This window comes from Sporosarcina sp. Y838, assembly GCF_056786515.1.
The window spans coordinates 125,784-151,465 of the sequence record NZ_JBXCJD010000002.1; the positions used below are offsets into that span (position 1 = coordinate 125,784).

28 protein-coding genes and 4 riboswitches are annotated in these 25,682 nt (G+C 41.8%); of the genes, 4 read left to right on the top strand and 24 right to left on the bottom strand.

The genetic code is table 11. The annotated features are described in order from the left end of the window. Positions 1–7 precede the first annotated feature (7 nt). On the bottom strand, positions 8–1,510 hold the full coding sequence (locus tag AC1TO4_RS03365; protein WP_482104151.1) for a class I adenylate-forming enzyme family protein: 1,503 nt from the start codon (positions 1,508–1,510) through the stop codon (positions 8–10). Between the two features lie 14 nt (positions 1,511–1,524). Then, positions 1,525–2,109, bottom strand: coding sequence for a TetR/AcrR family transcriptional regulator (locus AC1TO4_RS03370; RefSeq protein WP_482104152.1), 585 nt, complete (start codon positions 2,107–2,109; stop codon positions 1,525–1,527). Between the two features lie 742 nt (positions 2,110–2,851). Continuing rightward, positions 2,852–2,933, top strand: a riboswitch (cyclic di-GMP riboswitch). On the opposite strand from AC1TO4_RS03370, the gene AC1TO4_RS03375 reads away from it, so the two are divergent. Continuing rightward, entirely contained in the window at positions 2,899–3,720 is an 822-nt protein-coding gene (locus tag AC1TO4_RS03375) for a sensor histidine kinase (protein WP_482104153.1), read from the top strand. Its footprint overlaps the riboswitch before it by 35 nt. Beyond that, complete coding sequence (locus tag AC1TO4_RS03380; protein ID WP_482104154.1) at positions 3,720–4,361, top strand: response regulator; 642 nt, start codon at positions 3,720–3,722, stop codon at positions 4,359–4,361. The genes AC1TO4_RS03375 and AC1TO4_RS03380 overlap by 1 nt, the downstream gene beginning before the upstream one ends. A 284-nt stretch (positions 4,362–4,645) precedes the next feature. On the opposite strand, the gene AC1TO4_RS03385 is transcribed toward AC1TO4_RS03380, so the two are convergent. The 11 genes from AC1TO4_RS03385 to AC1TO4_RS03435 all read right to left on the bottom strand — a co-directional run bounded on the left by AC1TO4_RS03385 (position 4,646) and on the right by AC1TO4_RS03435 (position 13,446). Continuing rightward, the gene (locus tag AC1TO4_RS03385) at positions 4,646–5,374 is read right to left on the bottom strand and encodes a CoA-transferase subunit beta (protein ID WP_482104155.1); all 729 of its coding nucleotides are present in this window, start codon (positions 5,372–5,374) and stop codon (positions 4,646–4,648) included. Next, a complete protein-coding gene (locus AC1TO4_RS03390) occupies positions 5,367–6,152 on the bottom strand; it encodes a CoA transferase subunit A (protein ID WP_482104156.1) in 786 nt (261 codons plus the stop codon). The genes AC1TO4_RS03385 and AC1TO4_RS03390 overlap by 8 nt, the downstream gene beginning before the upstream one ends. 30 nt (positions 6,153–6,182) lie before the next feature. After that, positions 6,183–6,941, bottom strand: a complete 759-nt coding sequence (locus AC1TO4_RS03395) for a CoA-transferase subunit beta (RefSeq protein WP_482104157.1) — start codon at positions 6,939–6,941, stop codon at positions 6,183–6,185. A 2-nt stretch (positions 6,942–6,943) separates the two neighbouring features. After that, entirely contained in the window at positions 6,944–7,963 is a 1,020-nt protein-coding gene (locus AC1TO4_RS03400; protein WP_482104158.1) for a CoA transferase subunit A, read from the bottom strand. 13 nt (positions 7,964–7,976) lie between these two features. Continuing rightward, complete coding sequence (locus AC1TO4_RS03405; RefSeq protein ID WP_482102446.1) at positions 7,977–8,630, bottom strand: methionine ABC transporter permease; 654 nt, start codon at positions 8,628–8,630, stop codon at positions 7,977–7,979. Continuing rightward, complete coding sequence (locus tag AC1TO4_RS03410) at positions 8,620–9,621, bottom strand: methionine ABC transporter ATP-binding protein (RefSeq protein WP_482104159.1); 1,002 nt, start codon at positions 9,619–9,621, stop codon at positions 8,620–8,622. The genes AC1TO4_RS03405 and AC1TO4_RS03410 overlap by 11 nt, the downstream gene beginning before the upstream one ends. Positions 9,622–9,626: 5 nt before the next feature. Continuing rightward, positions 9,627–10,448 carry a MetQ/NlpA family ABC transporter substrate-binding protein gene (locus tag AC1TO4_RS03415; RefSeq protein ID WP_482102444.1) on the bottom strand — a complete coding sequence of 274 codons (822 nt, stop codon included), beginning with the start codon at positions 10,446–10,448 and terminating at the stop codon, positions 9,627–9,629. A 114-nt stretch (positions 10,449–10,562) separates the two neighbouring features. Beyond that, positions 10,563–10,730, bottom strand: a complete 168-nt coding sequence (locus AC1TO4_RS03420; protein WP_482102443.1) for a YezD family protein — start codon at positions 10,728–10,730, stop codon at positions 10,563–10,565. A 333-nt stretch (positions 10,731–11,063) separates the two neighbouring features. Next, positions 11,064–11,174, bottom strand: a riboswitch (SAM riboswitch). Between the two features lie 69 nt (positions 11,175–11,243). Then, a complete protein-coding gene (msrA, locus tag AC1TO4_RS03425; protein WP_482104160.1) occupies positions 11,244–11,804 on the bottom strand; it encodes a peptide-methionine (S)-S-oxide reductase MsrA in 561 nt (186 codons plus the stop codon). 99 nt (positions 11,805–11,903) lie between these two features. Next, positions 11,904–12,014, bottom strand: a riboswitch (SAM riboswitch). Between the two features lie 439 nt (positions 12,015–12,453). Beyond that, entirely contained in the window at positions 12,454–12,831 is a 378-nt protein-coding gene (locus AC1TO4_RS03430) for a hypothetical protein (protein WP_482104161.1), read from the bottom strand. Between the two features lie 51 nt (positions 12,832–12,882). After that, a complete protein-coding gene (locus tag AC1TO4_RS03435) occupies positions 12,883–13,446 on the bottom strand; it encodes a hypothetical protein (protein WP_482104162.1) in 564 nt (187 codons plus the stop codon). A 40-nt stretch (positions 13,447–13,486) separates the two neighbouring features. On the opposite strand from AC1TO4_RS03435, the gene AC1TO4_RS03440 reads away from it, so the two are divergent. After that, complete coding sequence (locus tag AC1TO4_RS03440; RefSeq protein WP_482104163.1) at positions 13,487–13,684, top strand: hypothetical protein; 198 nt, start codon at positions 13,487–13,489, stop codon at positions 13,682–13,684. 275 nt (positions 13,685–13,959) lie between these two features. Here the strand turns inward: AC1TO4_RS03440 and AC1TO4_RS03445 are convergent, their stop codons facing one another. From AC1TO4_RS03445 to AC1TO4_RS03495, 11 genes are all read right to left on the bottom strand, one after another. After that, the gene (locus AC1TO4_RS03445) at positions 13,960–14,703 is read right to left on the bottom strand and encodes a hypothetical protein (protein WP_482104164.1); all 744 of its coding nucleotides are present in this window, start codon (positions 14,701–14,703) and stop codon (positions 13,960–13,962) included. A gap of 260 nt (positions 14,704–14,963) precedes the next feature. Beyond that, positions 14,964–15,689 carry a hypothetical protein gene (locus AC1TO4_RS03450; protein ID WP_482104165.1) on the bottom strand — a complete coding sequence of 242 codons (726 nt, stop codon included), beginning with the start codon at positions 15,687–15,689 and terminating at the stop codon, positions 14,964–14,966. A gap of 155 nt (positions 15,690–15,844) precedes the next feature. Beyond that, positions 15,845–16,201, bottom strand: coding sequence for a hypothetical protein (locus tag AC1TO4_RS03455; protein ID WP_482104166.1), 357 nt, complete (start codon positions 16,199–16,201; stop codon positions 15,845–15,847). A 243-nt stretch (positions 16,202–16,444) separates the two neighbouring features. Next, the gene (locus tag AC1TO4_RS03460; protein WP_482104167.1) at positions 16,445–17,134 is read right to left on the bottom strand and encodes a hypothetical protein; all 690 of its coding nucleotides are present in this window, start codon (positions 17,132–17,134) and stop codon (positions 16,445–16,447) included. Positions 17,135–17,454: 320 nt separating this feature from the next. Beyond that, a complete protein-coding gene (locus AC1TO4_RS03465) occupies positions 17,455–17,682 on the bottom strand; it encodes a hypothetical protein (protein ID WP_482104168.1) in 228 nt (75 codons plus the stop codon). Positions 17,683–17,705: 23 nt separating this feature from the next. Next, positions 17,706–17,831 carry a hypothetical protein gene (locus AC1TO4_RS03470; protein WP_482104169.1) on the bottom strand — a complete coding sequence of 42 codons (126 nt, stop codon included), beginning with the start codon at positions 17,829–17,831 and terminating at the stop codon, positions 17,706–17,708. A 48-nt stretch (positions 17,832–17,879) separates the two neighbouring features. Beyond that, positions 17,880–18,542, bottom strand: a complete 663-nt coding sequence (locus tag AC1TO4_RS03475; protein WP_482104170.1) for a hypothetical protein — start codon at positions 18,540–18,542, stop codon at positions 17,880–17,882. Between the two features lie 761 nt (positions 18,543–19,303). Further along, positions 19,304–19,837, bottom strand: coding sequence for a peptide-methionine (S)-S-oxide reductase MsrA (gene msrA, locus AC1TO4_RS03480; RefSeq protein ID WP_482102427.1), 534 nt, complete (start codon positions 19,835–19,837; stop codon positions 19,304–19,306). Positions 19,838–19,884: 47 nt separating this feature from the next. Then, entirely contained in the window at positions 19,885–20,397 is a 513-nt protein-coding gene (locus AC1TO4_RS03485) for a 1,2-dihydroxy-3-keto-5-methylthiopentene dioxygenase (protein WP_482102426.1), read from the bottom strand. A 38-nt stretch (positions 20,398–20,435) separates the two neighbouring features. After that, positions 20,436–21,110 (bottom strand): 2-hydroxy-3-keto-5-methylthiopentenyl-1-phosphate phosphatase, encoded by a 675-nt coding sequence (locus AC1TO4_RS03490; RefSeq protein WP_482104171.1) that lies wholly within the window; start codon positions 21,108–21,110, stop codon positions 20,436–20,438. Positions 21,111–21,315: 205 nt separating this feature from the next. Continuing rightward, positions 21,316–22,566, bottom strand: a complete 1,251-nt coding sequence (locus AC1TO4_RS03495; RefSeq protein ID WP_482104172.1) for an MFS transporter — start codon at positions 22,564–22,566, stop codon at positions 21,316–21,318. A gap of 125 nt (positions 22,567–22,691) precedes the next feature. Then, a riboswitch (SAM riboswitch) is annotated at positions 22,692–22,782 on the bottom strand. Between the two features lie 162 nt (positions 22,783–22,944). On the opposite strand from AC1TO4_RS03495, the gene AC1TO4_RS03500 reads away from it, so the two are divergent. After that, positions 22,945–24,984: a molybdopterin oxidoreductase family protein gene (locus tag AC1TO4_RS03500; RefSeq protein WP_482104173.1), complete on the top strand. Its 2,040-nt coding sequence runs from the start codon at positions 22,945–22,947 to the stop codon at positions 24,982–24,984. Positions 24,985–25,682 lie beyond the last annotated feature (698 nt).

Below are 25,682 nucleotides of genomic sequence, written 5' to 3' on the forward strand. Positions count from 1 at the left end.
ATCTGACTCACGCCTTTGCTTCAACTTTCGGCCAAAGTGTGTGCTTCAACACTTTTCCGGATGCATTTCTCGGCAGTTCATCCAAAAACTCCACTTCTATTGGCACTTTGTACTTCGCGAGTTGTGTTGCACAGTAGTCAATAACCTGCTTTTCAGTAATCGATTTACCCTCTTTCATCACTGCAAATGCTTTTGGTACTTCGCCATAAACTTCATGCGGCACACCAACAACTGCCGCTTCCAACAACTCTTGAATTTGATACAATACTTCTTCCACTTCAACCGGGTAGACATTTTCTCCACCGCGATTAATCATATCTTTTTTCCGATCAACGATATATAGAAGTCCATCTTCATCAAATCTGCCTAAGTCGCCCGAGTAAAGCCAGCCATCTTTAATCGCTTGTCGGGTTGCTGCCTCATTTCTTAAATAACCTTTCATTACTTGTGGTCCTTTGACGACAATTTCCCCCACTTGACCAACCGGAAGCGGCTTTCCGGTTTCATCAACTACTCTGATTTCAGTTTGCGGAAGTGCCTCTCCTACCGAACCTATTTTTTCAAGTGCAAGATGATCTTTTAATGTCGAAGCGGCTGGCGTATTTTCCGTTTGACCATATAGATTTTGCACTTTGACATTCGGGAAAGTTTCTTTTAGTTTCTTTACTAATTCATAAGGCATCGGAGCTGCACCGTACGCAAATAATCGAAGTGTCGGAAGCTTCATATCATGAATTTGAGGTAAGTTCAAAATGATTGTGTACATTGCAGGTACACCAAAAAACATTGTCGGGCCTGCCCCTTGTAACAGGTTAAGCGTTTGGACTGTGGAAAATGCTTCTTCGATAATGATTGAACCACCCTTATACGTTACCGGTACAACAAAAACATGACTTGCCGCACAGTGGAATAATGGCGTTGAGACTAGCATTCTATCCCTATCCGATACACTCATTGCTTCTGACCAAATCTCTGCAGTCGCAAGAATGTTTTGATGTGTCAACATGACACCTTTTGGCTTGCCTGTTGTGCCCGAAGTGTACATAACAACGGCTGTGTCGTTTGCATTTAATTGGACAGGAGAAAATTCGAGGGAAGACTCTTCTAAAATACCCCCTTGTAGTTCTCCCCCGTCAATTGTTAATTTATCTTGAAATACGTGTTCTATCTCATTAATTATTTGTTCAATCCGTATATCATAAATGAGTGCTTTTGCTTCTGATTGATTGCAAATATATTCCACTTCAGGAGCAGCTAATTTTGTGTTGATGGGCATGACAGAAAATCCACCTAATTGAATACCGAAGTAACATACAAGAAATACATCTGAATTCAGTGAATAAAGCGCAATAATATCGTCCTTTTGATATCCTTTAGATTGAAAGTTAGCGGCTACTCTTTTTACTTTTTCGTAAAATTCGCCATATGTCCATTCGCGTCCGTTATATAAAGTGAAGACTTTACCCGGTTGATTTTCAGCATAATTTGCTAAAACTTCTGGCATGAACATTTCTTCCCATCCCCTCATTTCAATAATTTAACAATGTAATCTCCAAAATAGGTTTTCAATTCATCTTTCGGGATTCTTCCACTTGGGTTATACCACTGTTGAATCCAGTTCATCGCGCCGAGTATCATCATTCTTACGATGATTGTCTCTGTTGGGTGAAACTCCTTTGAATTGATACCCCTTTCGATGATCCGATCGAATAACTCCGCGTAATCTTTACGAAGTTTTAAAACCTCTTCTAATTGATCCGCATCGTAGATTTGTCTAGGTTCCAAAATCATATTGAATGTCTCTTTTTCTTCAATTGCGTAATCTATATGCATTGCAATCATTCTTCGAAGGACTGCTTCTGCCGACCCTTTTCCATCTAATTCATTTTCAAGTTCAATCGTTGCTTGAGAGAGTACGAAACTATGACATTGGTACATCAAGTCGCTCTTACTTTTAAAGTAATAATACAAAGAACCTTTCGTCATCAAAAGCTCTGCTGCAATTTCCTCCATCGTCGCTCCATCATAGCCTCTTTGATTTACAACAGTGATTGCTGTCAATAATATCTGTTCTTTCTTCTTCAATGTTCTTTTCTCAGAGAGCTTCATTTTTCCACCTCTACGCAAGCGTTTTCATTTCGGTAATGGTTTTTTGGATAGAACCTTTTTGGATGGTACCTTCTTGCTATTTTATATTCTTTCATTTAATCATTGTTAAATTAACTGATAATTCTAACCTTGTAGTTATTTTAGCAATCTACAAATTAGATTGCAAGTCCTTTTTGAACATTGTTTGAATTTTAAATTTAAGTTCAAATGTGTGTGTAACGGGCGGTTGGAGGCGATATTTGAGCGGTTGTGTGTGGGGATCGGGCGGTTGATGGCGGTATTCGGGCGGTCGTGTGTGGAGATTGAGCGGTCCAAACCCATATTCGGGCGGTCCGATTTCTCGTGGCAATCCTCACTCCAAAGTGCACTTTTCAGTTCTCCTTGTCTCTCTGTTGTTCTACTTTAGTGTAGTGCTGTTACACTTTAGTACCAGCTCAATGTTCTTTTGAATGTACTTCTATTAGAAGAACTCTTATCATCATTTGCGTTTGGGCGGGTATTAAGTAGCAGAATAATCTTAAAACGATAAAATATATGCTAATAGTACAAAAATAGAACCTCCCCAACCGCAACAGGTGACGTAATATTCAACCTAAGTTGGTTATACTGAACTATATAAAGTCAGCGGGGGAGTCCCCCACCCCCAACTGATGGTTAGTTGACTCATTCGGGCATTTATGGGCAGTGGGTTCCCTACTGTTGTTTTCATTCCCGAGAATACTAGACGTGGGGATCGAAGAATATAATGAGCGGAAACTGTGAAGTACATCCTCCATGTGGGCACCTTGGATGTATGGAGTTATTGGTGCAACCGGCCTGATTAGAGTTGGACATTATGTCCAATTCAGTCGGGTTTTTATTATGATGGGAGGAATGAGTGGTATTAATAAAATCCTAGATAATAAGGTACAAGCGTGCAGTACGTCAGGACCCTCTTTTGCTTTAGGACAGGCTTATGTCGATGAAATTATTCGTGATGAACAAAACCGTATTGCCAATGAAATCCATGATAGTGTCTCGCAAAGGTTGTTTGGTCTGTCTAGTTCCCTGCTTAGTTTGCAGATGAATGGTCAAGATATGACTTCTGATGAATTGAATGAAGAGTACCAGTTTTTATCTCAGTCGGTGAATATGACCATTATAGAACTTCGAGCAGCTATCTATCAACTCAGTTCCATCAAGAAAGGCGAGGACGATTTTCTTATCCGCCTTAAAAACTTTTTTTACGAGTACGCACGTCTCGTTGATGTACGGATAGATTACCAAATTACGGGTGACGAAGCGTTTATTTCGGAGGAATTAAAGCAGTCGCTTTATCGGATCATTTCTGAAGCGTGTGGCAATGCGGTTCGTCATGGTGAGTGTACTGCCATTGAACTAAGGTTGTTTTTATTGGAAGAGAAAACGGTGTTGGAAATTAAGGATAACGGGATCGGCATTAATGTAGACACGCACGAGAGTCAGCAGGAAAAAGGAATCGGTCTCGCTAATATGAAAGATAGTGTTCGTTCTTTCTTTGGTACATTTTCAATTGGTGGATTACAAGGCATTGGAACAGAAATTCAAATTGAAATTCCCAATTTAAATATGAAAAATGAGGTCATCGGATAATGCGAATTGTTAGTGTTGACGATCATCCACTGGTTAGAAAAGGGCTAGCGTCGATCCTTTCTTCAGACGATGCAATGGAAATTGTTGGAGAAGCAACGAATAGCCAAGAGGCGCTTATCCTTTTTCGCACAGCTACGCCTGATTTAGCGATTGTCGATCTTCGATTAGGGAAAGAATTCGGTTTGGATTTGATCGCAGAAGCGAAACAACAAGACATCACTTGCAAGTTCGTTGTGCTCACTTCATCAATAGATGCGCTCGATTTTGAACTAGCCAAACAAATAGGTGTCGATGGTTATATTTTAAAAGAGGCATTCCCTGAGGAACTTCTTCACGCTTTGCGAATTATTGACAAGGGCAGGAAGTATTATGACCCTGGGGTGCTTGACTTTGTTACGAAGTCTGAAGTGCCTGTTGAGGAAGACGTACATATCGAACAGCTGACTCCAAAGGAAAAGGAAGTCTTGCTTGAACTCGGCATGGGCCATTCCAATAAGCAAATCTCACAGGCATTGTATATCACCGAGTACACTGTAAAAAAACACGTATCCCAGGTCTTGGCGAAATTGGATTTAGCTGATAGGACGAATGCCGCGCTGTATGCCAATGTGAAGGGGTTGGTGACTTATCACGCGAATTAAGTGGGTTAACGGGTGAAAAAACGTCCATAGACATTTTCCATTCGGACGGTCGTGTGTGGGGTGAGCGGTCCATATCGTGATTCAGGCGGGCGTGCGTGGGGATTGAGCGGTTGAAAACGATATTCAGGCGGTCGCGCGTTGAGTTTGAGCGGCCCAAACCATTATACGGGCGGTCGGCCTTGCGCCGCCCCCCACAATTCAACTACAAAAAAATCGCCTACACGAAAAATACGTGTGGACGATTTTTGTGGACGATTTTTGTAGACTATTTTATTGCCTATTTCTCAAAACTCACTAAACCTAACACCATTGCCATCGATTTCCTGCAACAGTTGAATCTCTTCTTCTGTCACTGGAACAAACGATTCAAAGTCTTCGTGTTTTTCGACAGTGAATCCTGTTTTTTCGATGACTTCATCGTATGTAACAGTTGGGAACAGGGACAACAACTTCAAACGCTTATCTGTTTCAGATATTTTGAATACGCCGAGTGGTGTGATGACGGTTTCTGTATTTCCGGCAGCTGTGATGACGTCGAGCTTGTCGACAAGCCCTCGTTTGTCGTGGGTTGTTTTCCACAAGATGCCTCTTTTCACTGTCGGAAGCAATGCTGCACTTCCCGCTCCGCCTGGTAAACGGACTTTTGGTTTATCGAAAGTACCGATTGCGCTTAAGTTTAATCGGCCTTGGCCGTCAATTTGTGCGCCGCTTAAAAACGCGACATCCAGTCCACCGCGTGCCGACAAGTCGAAAATATCCGAGAGTGGAAAATCGACGATTGCGCCTTCACTTAACGATGCATCCGCTGTCGAAACGCTTGAGTAATTTGAAGGTTTCGCGTCCACGCCGCCTGCGATACTTAGATAGACGGCGTTTTTAGCGTGCAATCTTTTCGCCAATTGAATGGCAATTGCTGGCATCGGTGAAGCGACACCATGGAAAACGCGTTCCCCGTCATTAATGAGCCGCGCCATGGCCACTGTTATATAATCACCCGTTTGTAAGTTAGACATGCGTGACGGCCCCCTTTGCCTGTTCTAAATAGCTTGCGGGATCTTTTAGATAGCTAGCCACTTCAACTTCCTCAATTGCGTAAAACGGTGCACAACTTCCCGGCGCCGCCCCTTTCTCGGCAAGGACAACACTTTCAACAAGGAATCCAGGGATTTGCGGTTTATTTTCCCAACTACTAGAATCAATGATCTTTTCTGCAGTTACAATTACTCTTTTAGCTGCTTTGACCATGATCAAGTCTTCAAACAATGCGCCATTTACATAGGCATTTCCATTTTCATCAGCGATATTGGCATGGATTATGGTGACGTCAGGCTGTAATGCAGGAACGACAGCTGTTTCTTTATTGGTAAATGGACAGGTTACGTAACGGACCAATCCTGTCAGTTCGGGTAGCTCGCTTCCTTGAAAGCCATTGATTGGCTGGAAGGGAGCGCCGTAAATGCTTGCCCGAAGACCAGCGATTACACTAGCGCAGGCGTGTTCATGGACGACAATTTCTCCATTTTGAACGCCTTTTCGGTAATTTTGCGCCAAACCGAGCATTTCAAAACCGATATAGCCCGCGTACACCGAACGGATTGATTTTGCCAAAGCAAGTAAATCGATATCGAGTGCACCCGCTGTTTTAATGATTGAAAGGTCTTTTTTCTCCTGCCGAATTAATTCCACAACAAAAGCGAGCGGAGAGCGATGCAATGCATTACCGCCGAGTGCTAGCAGCGAGCCATCTGTAATCGAGGCGGCTGCCTCCTGTATAGATAATTGTTTAGACAAATCAAATCCCCCATTTCAACTGATTTAAAATCACCCTATTACAATCCCATCAGGATCCAAAGCATACAATGTATCCAGCTCAAGTTTGGTCGGCGCATCAACATACGTCCAATCTTTGCTAATTGCAATTGGGAAACTGCTTTGTTCCTGCACGTCGTCTAGCGTAAATCCTTTGAACAGTTGCAGTAATGTCATTTTCTTTGTTTCATCATCAAATCCGTAAATCCCTAGCTGTGTAATGACACGATATGGGCCTGTGTTCGCTGGCAATCCAGCCTTTTCCCGCTCGCCTTTGCCTGTTAAGTATCCCGGACTCGTTAGGAAATCGAGTTCAGCGACAAACTTCTTACGGTCTTGCCTCATTAAAATAATTGTCCGTTCACATAGGGAAGCGATATCCGCTCCTCCGCCTGAACCTGGGAGTCTCACTTTTGGATTTTCCCAGTCACCGATGACGGTTGTGTTTAAGTTTCCATATGCATCAATCTGGGCTCCGCCCAAAAAGCCATAACGGATCCAGCCTGCTTGCGCTAAACTCATGACGTAGTCCATCGAACCTACTGTTACACCGTTTTCATATGTTAATGATTCACTTACTTGAATCGGTAGTCTGCCGGTTGGTTTCCCACCGACACCGCCACCTTCATAGACGAGTAGAATGTCGGGTGCGTGCGTATTGAGTGCCAGCACGGATGCGAGTAACGGCATCCCTGTTCCAACGAAAACAGCCGTGTCTTTCGGCAATACGCGAGAAGCCGCGATGATCATTTTTTCTGTTTCAGTTGCCATCTTTACCCTCTCCTTTTCGCTACTTTTGGATATGGTGCCAGTTTCTTTTCAATCTTTTTCAATTGATTGACAACACGGACGCCGCCGATTTTCTCTAAGTACTGAAAATGGTCTTTGCTTCCGTGGACGTATGTTTCCAAGTAATCTGCAACACCTTCATCTGATACGGATGCGTCAAGCCAGATTTGCCAATGGTCTTCATCGAATGAATACAAGCCCGGGACTTGATTTGGGTGGGAACCGTATGGGGTTTCGACCACCGCATCAACGACGAAATAAGGAATTTTCGTCAATGCTGGATCATTCTGAATGACTTCATCATGCACGATTTCTTCAGCAGTGATCAAGACAAATTTGGCTGCATGTGCAATTTCGATGTCTTCCGCAATATTGCCGTCTATTTGACAATTGCCGTACCGATCTGCACGATGGACATGAATGATGGCTACATCTGGATAGCATGCCGGAAGGAGTTCCACGGGTTCATTGGTAAACGGGTCAACAATTGTTTTAGAACCGCTATACTGCAATGTATCTGTTCCAAGAGATGATCTGGTCGGATAAAATGACAGTCCTTTCATTGCAGCTGTGAAACGCCATTGGAATCCTGCATTCGTCGTTTCCGATAAGACTTTAAGGCGTCCCGATTCAACTGCCGCTCTTGCAGGCCTGGCCAATCCGCGCACTTCATCCGCAAACCCGTAAGATACTTCTGCTTTCGTTACGTTGCCTGATGCCGCGAGCAATTGCCAGTCATGCTGAGATCCTTTCGTTCCGATTGTTAGGTCTCCAACTTTTTGACGAATGATTTCGTGGACCGCCGCAAGTGGGTTGCGGACCGAGCCCATGCCGCCGAACACGACGTAATCGCCTGCTTTGACGCCGCGCGTTACCGCCTCTTCAATTGTCGTCAATTTATCTCTTTTCACCATCGATTTATGCTGTTGACGGTAAGCCCTCATCTCGTCTGGGTGCGCCCATCCGTATAACTTGGATGAAGCTGTTTCTTGTGTAGTAGTCATTTTTTATTCCCCCTTATCTTCTATCGACTGCTTTTGCCGAGCGGTCTCCGGCGAATTGAATGAGCTGTACAATGATGATTAAAATGACGACAGTTGCCAGCATGATTTCATTTTCAAAACGATAGTAACCGAAGCGAATCGCTAAATCACCGATACCACCTCCACCAATCATCCCGGCCATTGCCGAGTAGCTCAGTAAGCTGATAACTGTGACAGTGAGACCGGCAATCATCCCTGATCTCGCTTCTGGAAGCAACACATCTTTGATGATCAACCACGCAGATGCACCGGTTGATTCGGCCGCTTCAATGACGCCTTTGTCAATTTCCCGCAAAGATGTTTCCACCAAACGGGCATAGAATGGGATTGCCGCAAAGGTCAGCGAAACACTCGCTGCAGTGGGTCCCATTGTCGTACCGAGAATAAGTTTCGTCACAGGAATCAAAACGACGAGTAGTATAATGAAGGGAATCGATCGAATAACATTGACGATTGTCCCTGCGACACTCTGTAGGACTCGGTTTTGCCAGAACATCCCTTCACTTGTTACAAATAGACCAACGCCTAAAGGAACACCGATGACGATTGCAAATGCGACGGCAATCCCCATCATCCAAGACGTTTCAAGAAAAGCATTTCCGAAATCAGTTATAATATCAGGCGGCATTTGCGAGCACCTCCAATTGGTTTGTCCGTGTTGTAATATAGTCGATTGCATTCTGTAATTCTGTTTTTTCTCCATCAATTTCAATGATGAGCGTTCCAAGCGGACGGTCCTGTATGTACGTTATCTGACCGTGAAGAATATTGATGGCGACGTTGTATTTCTTCAACGTTTCTGCAATGACGCCTTCTTCAGCAGATTCCCCGCGGAACACGATTTGGACGATTGACCCTTTTCGGCCCGTTAGCAAGCGATCTGGCAATGTTAAAGAATGGACCGTTTGCACAAATTGCTTTGTTAAAGCCGTTGCTGGATTCGCGAACAAGTCATAGACGTCACCTGCTTCAACGACTTTTCCGTTTTCCATCACGGCGATGCGGTGGCAAATCTGTTGTACGACTGCCATTTCATGCGTGATCAAGACAATTGTAATGCCTAATGTCTGATTGATTTCCTGAAGCAATTCTAAGATGGACGCTGTCGTTGTCGGGTCAAGAGCCGAGGTTGCTTCATCACACAGCAACACTTTCGGTTCATTTGCCAGTGCACGTGCAATGCCGACACGTTGTTTTTGTCCACCCGATAATTGAGCTGGATAATGTCCCGCACGATCCGATAAGCCAACCATGTCAAGTAATTCCGCTACGCGTTTCTTGATTTCACTCTTGCTTTTGCCCGCAGCTTTCAATGAAAATGCGACATTATCTGCGACCGTTTTCGAGCTAATCAAGTGGAAGTGTTGAAAAATCATGCCAATCTTCACACGTTCTTTCTTAATCTCTCTCTTCGTCAATGAAGTCATTTCTTTTCCGTCGATGAAGATTTGCCCCGCCGTCGGTGCTTCCAACATGTTCAAGCAGCGCAACAATGTACTTTTTCCGGCGCCACTGTAGCCAATAATTCCGAAGATTTCACCTTGCTGAATGGTCAGGGTGACATCTTCAACGGCTTTCACGTCTTTATATTGTTTTGTCACATTGACGATTTCAATCATTTAATTCACTCCTTTTCTGCTTGATAAGGTGGTAGCACATAACCCGCTGCATTTTCTTTCGTGTATTCATAGAATTCGTCGGAATGATACGCTGCCTTCAATGCTTTGGCAAACGGCTTATCTTCGTCTTCTTTTCGTATCGTCAAGTAAATCAAGTAATCTTCAGATGTTTTCTCCACATCGACCGCTTCAGTTAATTTCAAACCTGATGCCAGAGCGAAGTTCCCATTGACGAATGCGAAGTCAGCATCACCGAGTGACCTAGGTGTTTGCGCCGCATCCAGTGGTTGGATTTTCAAGTTGTATTTATTGGTTTCCACGTCTTTTTCGGAAGCTGTTATCGGATTAACATCCTCAGAGATTGTGATCCAGCCGTAGTCTTCCATCATGTTCAAAGATCTTGCCAGGTTTGTTGGGTCGTTTGGCAACGTCACCGTCATGCCTTCTTTTACATCCTCAAGAGCTGTATGTTGGTCCGAATAAAGTGCAATTGGAGCAGTCGGAACGCCATATGCAGGTACGAGGTCCATGTCATGGGATTCATTGAAATTCACTAAATAGTTTCGATTTTGGAATAAGTTCGCGTCGATATTTCCTTCATTTAGCGCATTGTTCGGCTGGATATAATCATTGAACTCGACAATCTCAACCTCGAAGCCGTCTTTTTCAAGTATAGGAATAATCCCTTCCTTCAATTGATCACTATAAGGACCCGCTGTTGCGCCGATCTTAATCTTCTTTTCATCATCCGCAGATGCAGACCCGCACCCCGCCAATACCAGTACACTAATTGCAATTAGCAATAAATTTCTAAACACTTTTTTCATCTTCTATTCCCCCTAAATTTCTAATTTATATACAAAAAAGGCCTCCAGCAATTCGCAATATTGTCTTTGAACAATATCGTGAAAGTCAAGAGGCCTCCGGTTGTCCGGTCAGCTTCACTTCTTATTTTCAGTTTTCAGTACTGGGAACCGTTTTTTCTCAGTTCGATCGATTTGAACGATTTGTCCTTCATGGATGGTAATGTGTACCTCTCCAAAATCCAAACCTTTCAGCGCCTGCGTAATCGCATCGATTTTAACTACATCATTCACTTTCAAAACCATTGCGCATCCTCCTTTTTTTCTGAGTGACGGTCACAACGTCTAATCTGATGATTGGCAATCAATTACGCCTCGGCGTAATTGCGTCCAGATTTTGAATCGAGCTTGCTCGATTAACTCCTTTCAAAATCTGTGACATCCGCCGGAGGCTTTATCAGGGAGGAATTGAACTTCATTCCTCCTCGTTCAGCGGGCGGTTGGACACCCATTGAACAGGATAACAAAACCACATTCATCTCCCACCTATAGAGGTGAGAGTCTTCTGCTGAAAAAAGATAAAAAAGCGGCCTCTTGTGAACTAAGAGGTCGCCGCAACACGTAGTTTGTAGGCAAAACCTCTCATCTGTCAGATGACGAACGACATCTGCTGGAATTGGCACCGTTTGAATGAATTCAATGGTTGCTGAGGCGTCAAAGGGCCAGTCCCTCTGCCTCTCTTTATAAGAGTTTTGTTTATGTAATTGATATTCATAATAATCCATCTATTCCGATGTGTCAACTATACTTTAAAACTATTTACTTTTTAAGTGACGCCTCTACCAATTTCCCATTCCAATTCTCGCGAATGAAGGGCGCTCTTCCCGACTCTTCTTTGAAGACTTTATATTTTTCTGGGTTCTTTTGATAATAGTCTTGATGATAGTCCTCGGCAGGATAAAAGATTGTGGCTTGAACGATTTCAGTAACAATTGGTTTTTCAAAGCGACCACTTTGGATTAACGCCTCTTTTGAGCGTTCCGCAACTTGTCGCTGTTCCTCATGATGGTAAATAATCGCCGTGCGGTAAGAAGTTCCACGACTGCCAAACTGACCATCTGCATCCGTCGGGTCAATTTGCTGCCAATAGAGGTCTACTAGTTTTTCATATGAAAAGACAGTCGGATCGTATGTGATTTGAACCGCTTCCGTATGTCCCGTAACCCCCGCACGCACTTCCTCGTACGTCGGATTTTCAGTGACGCCTCCAATATAACCGGAAACTACTTTTTCAATACCGGGTTGCGTATCAAACGGCTGCACCATACACCAAAAACACCCACCCGCAAATGTTGCCAATTCAATTTTTTTCTGAGTCATCATAATCCCCCTCTTCGTTATAATAAACGCCCCTGCCATATAAAAACGACCCCTTCCTAAAAGAAGAGGTCGCCGCATAACAAATATCGCGTGCAAAACCTCTCATCTGTCAGATTCATAATAAATCTGTTGAAATTGGCACCGTTTGAACACTGTTCAATGGTTGCCGAGGCTTCACAGGGTCAATCCCTCCGCCTCTCTTTATAAGAGTTTTAGCTATGTAATTGATATTCATACTAGTCTATCCATTTAGATAAGTCAATGTCTGAAAATATAATTTTGTGATTTTTTACTATATTGAGTAAGATATACGATGTTTGAATGTTTTATTGGTTGTGAGGAAAGAACTAGATCCGTTCAGTTTCGATAATGCTTTTAAGTTGGTGAGTAAGTGAGTGAAATAGGTGCTCTTGGCACTTTCGGATTACAGAAAATTATCCGATTTAAATTTGGTAGGGTTTCTTTGTTACTTCTTAACGGTTTTTCTGGATAGCGTTTTGTGTGACTTAGTGACTGTCGGTGCGTCGGTTTTGTGGGGTGTGGATATCGGCGGTTGGAAACCATATTTGGGCGGTCCCCACATGATTCAGAGATGGGCGTGTGTAGGAATATAATCCGTCGGCTACCAAAACGGCTGCCTTGGAAATACTCATCTCTCTGGGGGCACTTGAATCGAATGTTTTGTTAAATATTCCTTTTTAAAGTTGGGATAGTGAGATTTCCACAAGGTATGCACGAAATACAAAAAGGGCAGCGCGGCTATTGGCAATAGGAATAATAAGAACCAATATGGACTTTCTGTAATTCCTAGGATTGCGCCGCCTATGATTCCAAACAGAATATAAAGAATAGAACCATAACAAAGGCTTGCGTAGACAAGCAAAAAAACGATATTCATATAAACTAATACATACATGGTCATCTTATTCCTTTTACCTTCTACCTGTTGACTTAACTTCCAGTTCGCCTTGATTTCCGAAGCGGACTGTTTCAATACTTCTCTTATATTTATCATTATTTTTTTCATTTATTCGAGACCTCCATTACTTCTCCGCATACAAAAGCTGTAGCACTTTTCTTATTTCTCCAATTCGTATGTTGCGTTATCAATTTTCATGATTTTATTTTCCTGGGTCAACAATTTAAGAACTTTTTCCCCTTCTGGTGTTAGTGGTAGGGTAAATGGGATCGCATGGTTTGGCTGAATAACACCTGCATATCGCTCAGGTAGGAGTATCTCTTCACGATTGAATATATATTCTACTGTTCCTTCCGTCTCCACGCCCAACGTGTATTCTAACGTAATATCTTTGATTCCCTTTTCTAACCGGTTAATGCCTAAGAATAACATGACACTCCCACCAGCCTTTGTTTTTACAAGGTCAAGTGCGTGAATACTAAAGTCGTCCGCAACGCCAATAGTTGGATTAGCTTCTACAAGACCCGACAATTCTTGATATACCCCATCTTCCAATGTGACACCATTTTCCTCGTCTACTTTTAATACTTGCAACGAAAGCGCTTGTGGCTCTTTATTCTTTTTCACGTTTTCTTCATCCGTTGTCTTCTGTTGCTTGTCATCGGAGGCATTGCACCCCATTAATAGTATTGCGACGAATAAAATTCCAAGTAACTTCTTCATTTTCAAACTCCCCAATCTTGAATTAACAGTACTGTCGACTATGTATATATTTACTATAAAAACAGAGTTCCATATTGCAGATACGCATTTGTATCTCCAACCTTCCTATCATTTAGCTACTGATTCGGTTCTATGGGCGGTTGCAATCGATATTTGGGCGGTACACCGCGTACTTCGAGCGGTCGCACGCGATTTATGGGCGGTACACTGTGAGCTTCAATTACTTTTCGTTGTATAAGCTACCTTGTTCATTAAAATTAAAGCTTTTACACTATCTTTTTCCATCTAGCAATCCCAATTTATTTTAAATGCCCAATTGCCAGTTGGTTAACTGAATATATGTAATCCGTCAATCTACCACTTACTGCCTTCTTTATAAAACAACATCAAACGGTTATTTTGTATCTAATTTCTGATGGAATGATTGACTTTGTATTCAGCGTTTGCGACATATCGAAAATATCATTTTCCGAAAACTCGGGAATCATATCTTCACTTCCTACTTTCACTTTTTTAAGATTCGTCTTGTCTTTCATTCAGTGGTAAACCAAACTCTGGATAAACCTGCTTTACACTATCTATATTTTTAACAATATAAAAATACCTATGGATATAAACAGAGAAATAGGCAGTGATAATCGATAGTAGAGAAATTAGAACTACGATAATAAGCATTATTGTAGATTCACCGTAGACAGTTGATAAGATAATCTGACCTATTACATATCCCATTCCTGCAACTGAAATCCAGCGGACATTGATGTTCTTTTTTTGTTGTAATTCATGATACGTTCCCGTATAAAGCGCTTTTACATTTAGCCAGTTAACGATCAAAAGTAAACCGACAAGTAGAAACAGTCCTATAATAAAAGGTGCTTTTCCCTCCACTCCAACATGGTAATACAGCAATTTCTGCACTGATAAAAAATAGACATACGTATTAACGACCCCATATACACCAAAAAAGAGATAATAGGACTTCTCAAATTTGTATGGGGCGAATAAATAAAGCAATGCCCAAATTTGTAGGATTACTACCGGTACAATTGCCGCCATAAAGTAAGTGAATGAAAATGGCACACCTAAAATTGGAATCATACCAATTACATATAATAATATTAAGAAAAATGCGATGACGTTTGATCTATTTTCTTTAGGTGTTTGGAATTTCAAATAAGATAACGCAATCTTATCAATTTTTTTCTTTTCGATTTTAGGTTCTCTCCTATCCTTTAAACCAAGAAACATTATCGTCAATGTTTCTTACAACTTTTTTGATAGCATCTGTTTCTCCGTCGTTATGCCGCGTGACACCGACCTGGGAAGAAATAACTTATCCTTTCTTATCTTATAAAAAAAGTATTTTTGCTGATTCACTATAAAGGAGTGATAAGGCAAGTTGGACGATTACATATCCCATTGAACAACTAAAAGCGTTACAATCCTGAAAATATCATTTTCCGTGAATTTAGGAATCATACCTTCACTTCTTTCTTCTCTTGATTTTCTTATTTACTTTATTTATGCTTCTTTCGCTTTTTCACTGGCAGGTTCCTTTGATTTTTCGGTAACCCAAAATGAGGATAAATTTTCTTGAGTGTTTCCTCATTATTGCTTAAAAAAATGTACCTATGAATGGATGTTGAAAAGTAAGCGGTTAATACAGAAGTAAGGGAATATAAAAATATGATAATAATCATCTTTATTGATTCACTAAAAATAAACGTCATTATCATTTGTGCCAATATATAACCAATTCCGGAAGCAGTAACAATCCAGGATGCATTTCCTGCTTCTTTAATTTGTAATTTATAATAAGTACCACTATGTAAAGCTTTATAATTTATCCAATTCATGATTAATAAAAGACTAAGGAAAAGTACAATCCCGAAGATGAATGGGTACTTACTTGAAACTTGGAGATGTAAATAGAGGAACTTTTGAATGACTAGAAATAAGACATACGTATTAACAATACCGTAAATTCCAAAAAACAAGTAATAAGATAATTCAAAACCGTATGGATCCACAATGTAAATAATCGCCCATATATGCAACAAGGCAGTCGGGATTATTGCTGCCATTAAAAATTCATAAGAGAATGGTTCAGCCAGTAAGGGGAAAATCCCAAAAAAATCTAGGAACAAAAGGAAAAATGTGATGATATTTCTCCGGTTTTCTTTAGGTGTTAGTAAATTTAAATAAGACATGGTAATTTTATCTACCTCTGTTTGACTACTCATTTTCTCCATCTCCTAAAACATCATTTAAAGCAAGATGAAACGTTATCAATCAATCCTTTCGTTCCTTTCTTTATTGCATCCCCAACCGAATCCCTTTCCCCGTCATTATCCACATCCATTATTTTTAATTCACTTAATAAATACGTGCTAACTACTCAGGCGACTAAACCTACGTCGGCACCAACTACAACCCCCAAAGGACCACCTAACGTACCAACATACACTCCCACCTGAACTCCGGCCCATGCAGAAGCTGCAATCGAGGCTCCCGCAACAGCAACGTCTCCAGTCACATTAGCAGCAGACGGAATAAGAATTCTATCTTTCATTTGCACTTTTTGTTTTTCAACGCCAGCAAGCATACGTGGATAGATGACGCCATTCCATGTGTCGTCGGGAGCACCGTGCATATAGAGTGTGTAAATATTATCCAAAGTTCGAGAGCATTCAACTACATTCTCTGTACCGAAATAAAATATGCTTTTCTTTTTCCCGTCAGTAAGAATTTCCACAGTCAAATTCGTTCTGGACATAATCCAGAGCGTATTGGCGAACCCTTCCTCTAACTTAACTTCACCGTCGACGAGGTTAACAAGCCCACGAATATGAAGTTTCTTATACGTTTTCTCCCATCCCTTTTCTATTTCCTGTTTTGTTAACGCTATAAATGGATTGGAAAAACCGATGATTGACTTGTATTTAGCGTATGCAACATAACGAAAATATCATTTTCCGTAAACTCTGGAATCACATCTTCACTTCCTTCTCTTACTTTTTTTAGATTCGTCTTGTCTTTCATTCAGTGGTAAACCAAAAGAGGGGTATACCTGTTTTACGTGATCCATGTTTTTACTAATATAATAGTATCGGTGAATGTAGACTGTAAAATAAGCCGTGAATAGTGATAATGACGAGAGTAATACTATGAAAATCATCATTTTTGCCGATTCACTATAGACGAATGTTAATATGAGTTGAGCAATTACGTACCCTATTCCCGCAAATGTTAAATAGCGAACGTTAATACTCTTCGACTGTTGCATTTTATGATACGTTCCTGTGTAAAGTGCCTTTATGTTAAGCCAGTTTATCGACACCAATAAGCTGACAAAGAGTATAAATCCAATAATGACAGGAGCCTTTCCTACTGATTCTAAATGGAGATACAGTAACTTTTGTATTGCTAAGAAATAGACAAATGTATTGACTACCCCGTATATCCCGAAGAAGAGATAATAGGACTTCTCAAACTTGTAGGGGGCAATTAAATATAGCAATGCCCATAACTGGATTAACATAATGGGTACAATTGCTATAGTAAAATACATGGCTGAGAATGGTACAGCAATGATTGGAATCATTCCGGTCACGTATAGAAAAATAGAGAAGTACACAATAATATTCTTTCTGTTTTCTTGTGGCGTTTGGAATCTTAAATAAGACAACGTAACATCATCAATACCTTTTTTTCCGATTTTCGATTCGCTCCTATCCTTTAAACCAAGAAGAAACATTATCGTTAATGTTTTTTACAAATTTTTCATTGCATCTCCAATTGAATCCATTTCTCCTTCGTTATGCCGGGTGGCAGCGGTCTCTCTCGATATATGGTCGGTCCTCCGAAATATACGAGCGGTCTCAATCCATATACGGGCGGTCCACGCGATATATAAGCGGTCCCCAACAAGCTTACGGCGGTCGCATCCACTATTCAGGCGAAACAGCTAAAAACGTTGCAATCATAAGTAGCATTGCAACGCTTTCTTCATTTTACAGATTCAAATTTAAAATTATCCATCTTCACGACTTGGTTATCCTGTTCGAGTGTGTCAATGAGTGCTTCTTGTTCTGGCGTTATGCCGAGGGAGAATGGAACTGCATGATTCGGTTGAATGATCCCGGTATCTGTTTCGGAAAGGTTCACTTCGACGCCTCCCCATATGTTTTCTCCAGAATCGAGGCCTAACGTGTAATCGAATGAAATATTTTTCATAGGTTCATCCAAGCGGTTGATGGCTAGGAAAAGCAATGATGCGTTTTCTGTTCCACTGTCCACGATATCGATAATATTAATACTGAAATCATTGGCGAGTCCATAGCGGAGTCGAGTACGTCTAGTTGTTCGTCATTTGATTTACGCATCTTGTCCTCCCCTCTAGCTAGACTTGGGTAGCAAATGCATCATCTGCTTTAATCCTCAAATTTTACTGATTTGACTAATTCCCAAAAATGATCTTCAATACTTTTTGTATCTGCCGTGCAATTTGTTGTCCAATCACTGCAATGGTGATCAAACATTAGCCCTAATGCTTTATCACTGTTTTTATCTTTAATGAAGCCTATATGTGAATAGACGGGAATTTTTTCTTCTCCTTCTTCTCCAACCTCAGAAATTCTTTTACCATAGTAATAAACAGTATTCTTATCTTCACTTTTACTATATTCACCTTCAAATTTAGCATAGTCAGACAAGTGTTCTAAACCTACCTCCTCAGAATCAGGTCGGTCTTCAAATTGCGCAAATAAGCCGTAGGATAGATTTTCTTCGTTATCTAGCCACGCATATGAAAATCGCTCCCAGTGCTTTTCTCGTTTTTCATAAAAACCCTCGGATAGTTTAGCATCCACAGGTATCCACATCGTATAGGCCTCTGTCCATGGTTTAAAGGCATAATGCCCTTCTGCAACTTCGTCTGTTGAAACGAGGAATGAGCGTGTAAACTCGTCTTGTACTGCAATTGTATCCGGAAGTTCCTTTGTTGTTTCTTCTTTAGCGCCTGATTTCTCCATGCCTGTACATCCCCCTATCAAAATCGAAAAAACTATCAAGATTGGAATTAGTAATCGTTTCAACTCATAGTCTCCTTCCAATGTATCCTTCGTTTGTAAGTCGGTTTGTATTTTTTTGTAAATTTTTTGTATGTGTTTTTCATGTAGGCATTTAATCTTGATGGAATACGACTTCGCAAAATAAATCTAACAACTTCGGAGTACGCTGCTTAGATTATCTAGGAAATTCAAATAAGTCATTTTCACTAGCCGGCAAATTTAAGTATTGCGTGATTTTTTCTCACTCTTTTATTAATAAGCTAGTTTCATTCTAATAATAAATACCACTCTGCTAACCCACTGTCAAAGAACGCCAATATTTCACGAATTAGGCTTAGATAGTTTAGCCCACTTAACCATGTAGTCTCTATTTTATGAAGTGATAAAAAGTTGTTTCAAATCTAGTCTACTGGTACTTTTTTGATATAATATCAATATACCCACTCTAGACTCGTTACTTTGGATTCATTTTAAGTTTTTGAATATTTAATATTTATCTCGATATAAAGATGCTTGAAAAGAAGGGATTTATTTGGCACTAGAATTGAGTGGGGGTTTTTGTTTTTTGGGAATAGCGGAGTGGTGCTTGATTTGGTATGGGGTTTGGGCGGTTGCATTCGTTATATGGGCGGTTGGACGCGGGGTTTAAGCGGTCGCATTCGTTATACGGGCGGTCGGACGCAGGGTGTGAGCGGTCGCATTCGTTATATGGGTGGTCCCTCCCTTATTCCCCAACAAAAAAGGCAGAGCGCCAAGCAAACGCTCGACCCTCTACCTATTTCTTATTATTTTCCCCAGTGCTCCGCGATGAATTCAGTGCGGCCAGAACGGGCACGGTTGTCTGTGTAATGTTCTTTTTCTTTTATGTAATAATCTTGATGGTACTCTTCTGCCCGGTAGAAGGTTTCTGCGGGACGGATTGCTGTGACAATGGGTTTAGAGAAAATACCGCTTGCCGCTAGGTTGGCTTTTGATTTCTCAGCAATTTCCTGTTGTTCTTCTGTGTAATGGAAAATGGCAGTTGTGTAAGATGAGCCGCGGTCATGGAATTGACCTTCTGCGTCTGTTGGATCGATTTGTTGCCAGAATACTTCGAGCAACTTATCGTATGAGAATAAGGCAGGGTCAAAAGTGATTTCAACGACTTCTATGTGGCCGGAATCGCCTTTTTTCACGTCTTCATACGTTGGATTATCGAGATGTCCGCCCATATAACCTGATACGATGTCTTGGACGCCTGGCCATTCTTTAAATGGTTTCACCATGCACCAGAAGCATCCACCTGCAAATGCAGCTTTTTCAAACTTTTTTTCAGTCATTGTCTATATCTCCCTTCATTATATAGCGCGTGTACAAAACGCCTCTTTTAGTAGACCGGTACCCATCCTTCTTGTGTTACGAAGATGCGTGCAGCTACTACTTTGCGATCGGCAGCGAGTGTGAAGTAGTGGCGGATGTTTTCCGGAACGGAGATTAAATCGCCTGGGTTTAGATGCACTTCAAAGAAACGGTCGTCTTTTCCTTGGATGATGAATACGCCATGTCCACTGACAATGTAACGTACTTCATCGTCTGTATGATGGTGTTCTTGTTCGAAATTTTTCAGAAGCTCGTCCAAATTAGGTGTCGCATCTGATAGTGAGATAATGTCTGCCGTTTTATAACCGCGGCGTTCTGAAATGTCATCGATTTCTGTTTTAAAAGCCTTTAGAATCTCTGCTTTTTCTTCATCCGTTAAATTGAATTTTTCACGAAGGTTTTCGGGCAGCTTTGCGATATCCCAGTGCTCATAAACGACTTCTTGTTGCTCTAGAAATGCTGCAACCTCTGTGTGTGTTTCAATAACTTCGTTTGTTCCTTGAATTGTAATTGTCGCCATTTTACTCATCTCTCCTCTAATCGATTTTTGGTTTTTACTTACACTTGCACATTCAAGCGGGCTTCAATGATCCGAATACAGTCATGGAAATTAGTGAATGGAGAATAAGGAATGTTCAATTCCTCGCATTTTTCAATTAAGAAATCCCTAGCAATGATGATATCGGCAAGCTTTGCCGCTTCTAGGTCTGTAATCGAGTCACCGATGACAATGCTCGTTTGCTGTTCGGTCGTGTTGTCGCGAATAATTGTCGGCTTACAGCAACCGCAGCCTTGATTTACACAGTTTTCATCACATTGATGCGGGTAAAGGATTTTGATGTGTTCTCCTGAAAAATCGCTTTCGTTGCAATAGACTTTATCGAACGGCCCGAATGGTTCAAGCAATGGGTGAATGAAAAAGTCGATGCCGCCGCTTACGATATAGAGCGGTATGTTTTTCTCGCGGGTGAACTGAACAAATTCACCAAAACCTTCCCTGATTTCCGCATCCTCCAAAACGAACGACACGATCTGTTCTTTTTGGGAAGTGGGCAATAAAGCAAAGAGTGACTTGACCCCTTTTTGAATGGACACCTTTTGTGACATAATATCGTCCTTGATCTCTACCCATCCAGCAGGAGCGAACTTGTCCATAATATTGATAATATTATCTTTCATCGTAATTGTACCATCGAAATCACAGAAAATTACTGGATTGAACTCTGCACTCATCTATATATCCTCCTACCATCTATCAATAAAACCCCTTCTATTAGAAGAAGAGGTCATTGATACATCTTCTTATCTACAACAACACATAGCGAGAAATAGCCTAGTGTCCCTCTACCTAGATAAGAAATCTCGTATTTTTTTCAATTAATTGTGATTATTTCATCTGCCCATAACTTTGTCAATCAATGCCTACCCGACAATGGTTTTATGAGGTAACCAGCGTAGCTTTTTCCTGCGCCTTTCGCTCTTCCTCTTCCGGTATACGAATGAATTTCACGATGATCGCACTCACTACATAGAGTGCACTGAAAATCCACACGACCCCTTCTGCTCCTACAAGGCCGATAAACGCTAAAGCGATTGCTGGTGCTACGAATGTAGACAGACCCGCGGCAAAGTTCAACACGGACATTGCTGCGCCTTTATCCTCACCTGCAACGGACGGTACGAGGGCACCGATTGGAACGTAGCCCGCTACCAAGCCACCCCAGATGAATCCAACAATACTCGTCATGAGAATACTACCATTTGTAATCACTGGTACATAGAACAGAAGTGGCGTGAATATCGCGCAACCGATTCCACCAAACCAAATGATTGTGTTTTTCCAACCGAATTTATCCCCAATGAAACCGAACACTAAATTGAAAATGATGTTTCCTAAGAAAAACGTTCCCCATAATTGCAGCCAAGCACTTGTTTCAATGCCATGTTGCGCCATATGCATCGGTAAGAATACCGGGAATCCATAGACACTTAAACTATTGATAACACGGACAACCCCACCTGCAGCAACCCGTTTGTTTGTTTTCAAAATGGTGATACCCTTCAATAATTCCGTGACCGCTTCTTTTTTATTCGCGAGTTTTTTCTTTTGGAACTTGTCTTTATTGAGTACTAAAGCAAAGAATGCACCGAGACATACCCAGAAAATAGATGACCACATTGTATTGATGTAACCGAGATACTGGATTGCGTAACTTGAATAGTATGCGCCCAGCACCATCATTCCCGCACAAAACGCAAACCAGAACCAACCAACGGCAGAACTCAATTTGTTTTGTGGCGTTTTATAAATGACCCATGTCAAGAAGGAATAGGCAAACAATGGATAACCGAAACCTTTAATGAAATAAGTGAGTAGCATAATCGGATAATTCATCGTTGAAAAACCGAATGTGATAAACCCTGCGGTACCGACAATATAAACAGCTAAGCCGATTGCCATTGTACGTTTTGGACCAAATACCTCTACACAGACGCCTGAAAACCAAGAAGACAGCGCGATCGAGATTCCGTAGACTGTGAAAATAGCAGCTGACTGTTGAATGGTTAACCCGCTTTCAATTAGAAACGGACTTAGCCAACCAGCTTCAATTCCGTCTCCCATCATGAACAGCATGACTCCGAAAAAGCCCCATCCTAAATTTTTCGTAATTCCAATTCTTTCTAACATACTGTTCTCTCCATTTCTATTTATAGATGTTGGACAAATTGATTGAAAAATAAAAAAACCCTTCCTGTAAAGACAGAAAGAGTTGGTGGCATACATCGCTAGCGCAATATAAATATGCTTTACCCTTTCTATCTCTCAAGCTACGCTTGCTGGATTTGGCACAATTATGTTGCCGAAGTTTCATAGGGCCAGTCCCTCAACTTCTCTCGATAGAAGATTAATATGTAATTGGTCGAAAAGTGTCGAAAGTTAAACTAATGAGTTAACTGTATAGAATAACTAATCTTAAGTCAACCACTTATTGAAACTTTCTAAAAAAATAGTTTGAAATGTGCTATACTATCTAGCATAAATCGTTTGTTTGAAAGGATTTTTGCTATGAAATCGTATATTGATATAGAAAATGGTGTTGTCCCCTCGGTTTGTGCGCTTGATTGCCCAGACCAATGTGGATTGCTTATTCATAAAGAAGACGGGAAAATCGTTAAAATTGAAGGCGATCCCGATCATCCCATCACAAAAGGAAGTATTTGCAACAAAGTTCGACATATGACTGAACGCCTTTATGACCCAAAAAGGATTACTACCCCTTTAAAACGCGTCGGGGAAAAAGGCGATGGACAATTCGTTCCAATCAGTTGGCAAGAAGCCATCACAACCATCACAGATCAATGGAAAAAACTGATTTCCGAAGAAGGTCCGGAATCGATTCTTCCTTACAGTTTCTATGCCAATATGGGGAAACTCAGTTCCAAAGGGATGGATCGCCGTTTCTTCAACCGCCTTGGTTCGAGTCAACTAGACCGGACAATTTGTTCAGTCGCTGGCGAGGTCGGCTACAATTACACGATGGGCGGGCGTTTTGGAACAGATCCGGAAGAGATGGCGGAAACGAAATTATTTGTTTTCTGGGGCATCAATGCCGTCAGTACCAATATGCACCAAATCATGATTGCACAAAAAGCGAGAAAAAACGGTGCTAAAATCGTGGTCATTGACGTCCATAAAAACCAGACCGGACGCATGGCTGATTGGTTCATCCCCATTCTTCCCGGAACTGATGGAGCGCTTGCACTCGGAATCATGCATGTTCTTTATAAGGAAAAACTGGTCAATCAATCGTTTTTGGAACAGTATACAATCGGCCACGAAGAGCTCGGCGAGCATGTATTGCAGCACTACGATCCGCAAACGGTTTCCGCCATTACGGGCGTGCCAGAGGAAGATATCTATGAATTGGCGCGGATGTACGGGACCGTCTCCCCTTCGATGATTCGCATCGGCAATGGGCTGCAGCATCATGATAACGGCGGCATGATGGTCCGGACGATTTCCTGTTTGCCTGCTTTGACAGGGCAATGGGCATTGAAAGGCGGAGGGGCGCTCAAATCGAATTCCGATTATTTGACGCATAATACTGCCGCACTCGAACGTCCCGAACTTCAGGTAGTGCCGACGCGCAGATTCAATATGAATTTATTGGGACAAGCATTAATGGAGGAACAACAGCCGATTCGCTCTTTGTATGTCTATAATAGCAACCCCGCAGTTGTCGCACCGGAAGCCAATAAAGTACGGAATGGCTTAGCCCGTGAAGATTTGTTCACAGTTGTTCATGATTTGTTTTTGACAGACACTGCCTTGTACGCGGACATTGTTTTGCCAGCGACATCCGCTTTCGAAAACACGGACATCTATACGTCTTTCTGGCACCACTACATCCATTTGCAGGAACCCGTCATCGAAACTTACGGGGACAGTAAATCCAACCCGGACGTATTCAGATTGCTGGCGCAAGCAATGGGCTTTGACGAGCAACCATTTCTAGACAACGATGAGGAAATGGTTGACCAAGCGTTAAGCCATTTGTCCAACCCTCATTTATCCGAAGTGTCGTATGCTGCTTTAAAGGAAAAACGCTATATGAAAGCAAGCGGTACCGGCAATCTATTGAACAATTTAAAGACGCCGAGTGGAAAAATCGAGTTGTATTCAGAACAGATGAAATCAGCAGGATTCCCGGCTCTTCCAACGTATATCCCGATTATTCAGGATTCCGATCATCCTTTACTTTACGTACCGGCAATTAATCACAACTTCATGAATACGATTTTTTCGAACAATGAAAAACACATCAAGCTTGAAAAAGTGCCTAAGTTGTTCATGAATCGACTAGATGCGGAAAGTCGAGGAATCGAAGACGGAGCAGATGTCCGTATATGGAATGAGCGCGGTGAATGTGAGTTTACTGTTTCTGTCGGTGAGCAAGTTCTTCCTGGCGTTGTTGTGAGTCAAGGGATATGGGGAGATCAATCGGGTCAAAAACGTCTGGTTAATGCATTGACGCCAGATCGGATTGCGGATATGGGCGGCGGCGCAACGTTCTTCTCGGGGCGTGTTGAGGCGGCGGGTTTGTGACTAGATATGTGCGCTGGAGTTTTCCGTTATTGAGAGAGATTTAATTCGGAGTGGACATTTTAGATCGCTTGGCGCTTTGGGGATGCCTATCGCCCTGAGCCTGGATTAGCGCTTCGCATCCAGTCTCAGGGCTTCGGCTACCCCTTTGCCGCGCCTTCGCTAGAGCGTCCAATATCGATAGAGTTTTAATTCAGAGTGGACATTATTGAGAGAGTTTCAATTCAGAGTGGACATTTTAGACCGCTTGGCGCTTTGGGGATGCCTATCGCCATGAGCCTGGATTAGCGCTTCGCATCCAGTCTCAGGGCTTCGGCTACCCCTTGTCGCTTCTGCGCTGGATTTCTCCATTATTGAAAGTGATTTTGAGATGTATAGACTGAGATTATAATGTGATTACTATTTGATACTAATTTCATTGAAAAATGACGCACTCTAGACTGTAGGTCTTATCCCTGATAAAGAAATGCGCTTTCTTAAAGAGACCATCCAGCGAAGGCGCGTCCAGTGGTAGCCAGAGCGATAAGACTGAAAGTGCTCTCCTTTCTGGCTTATCACGGGAGGCATCCACAAAGCGGCGAAGCGGTATTAGCAAAATTTCTGATTCTACACACTGTATTGAAATATTTACTAGTCGCCGTCGCAATGATAGATAACGAAATACGCTTTCTTACATAGACTTATCCAGCGAAGGCGCGTCT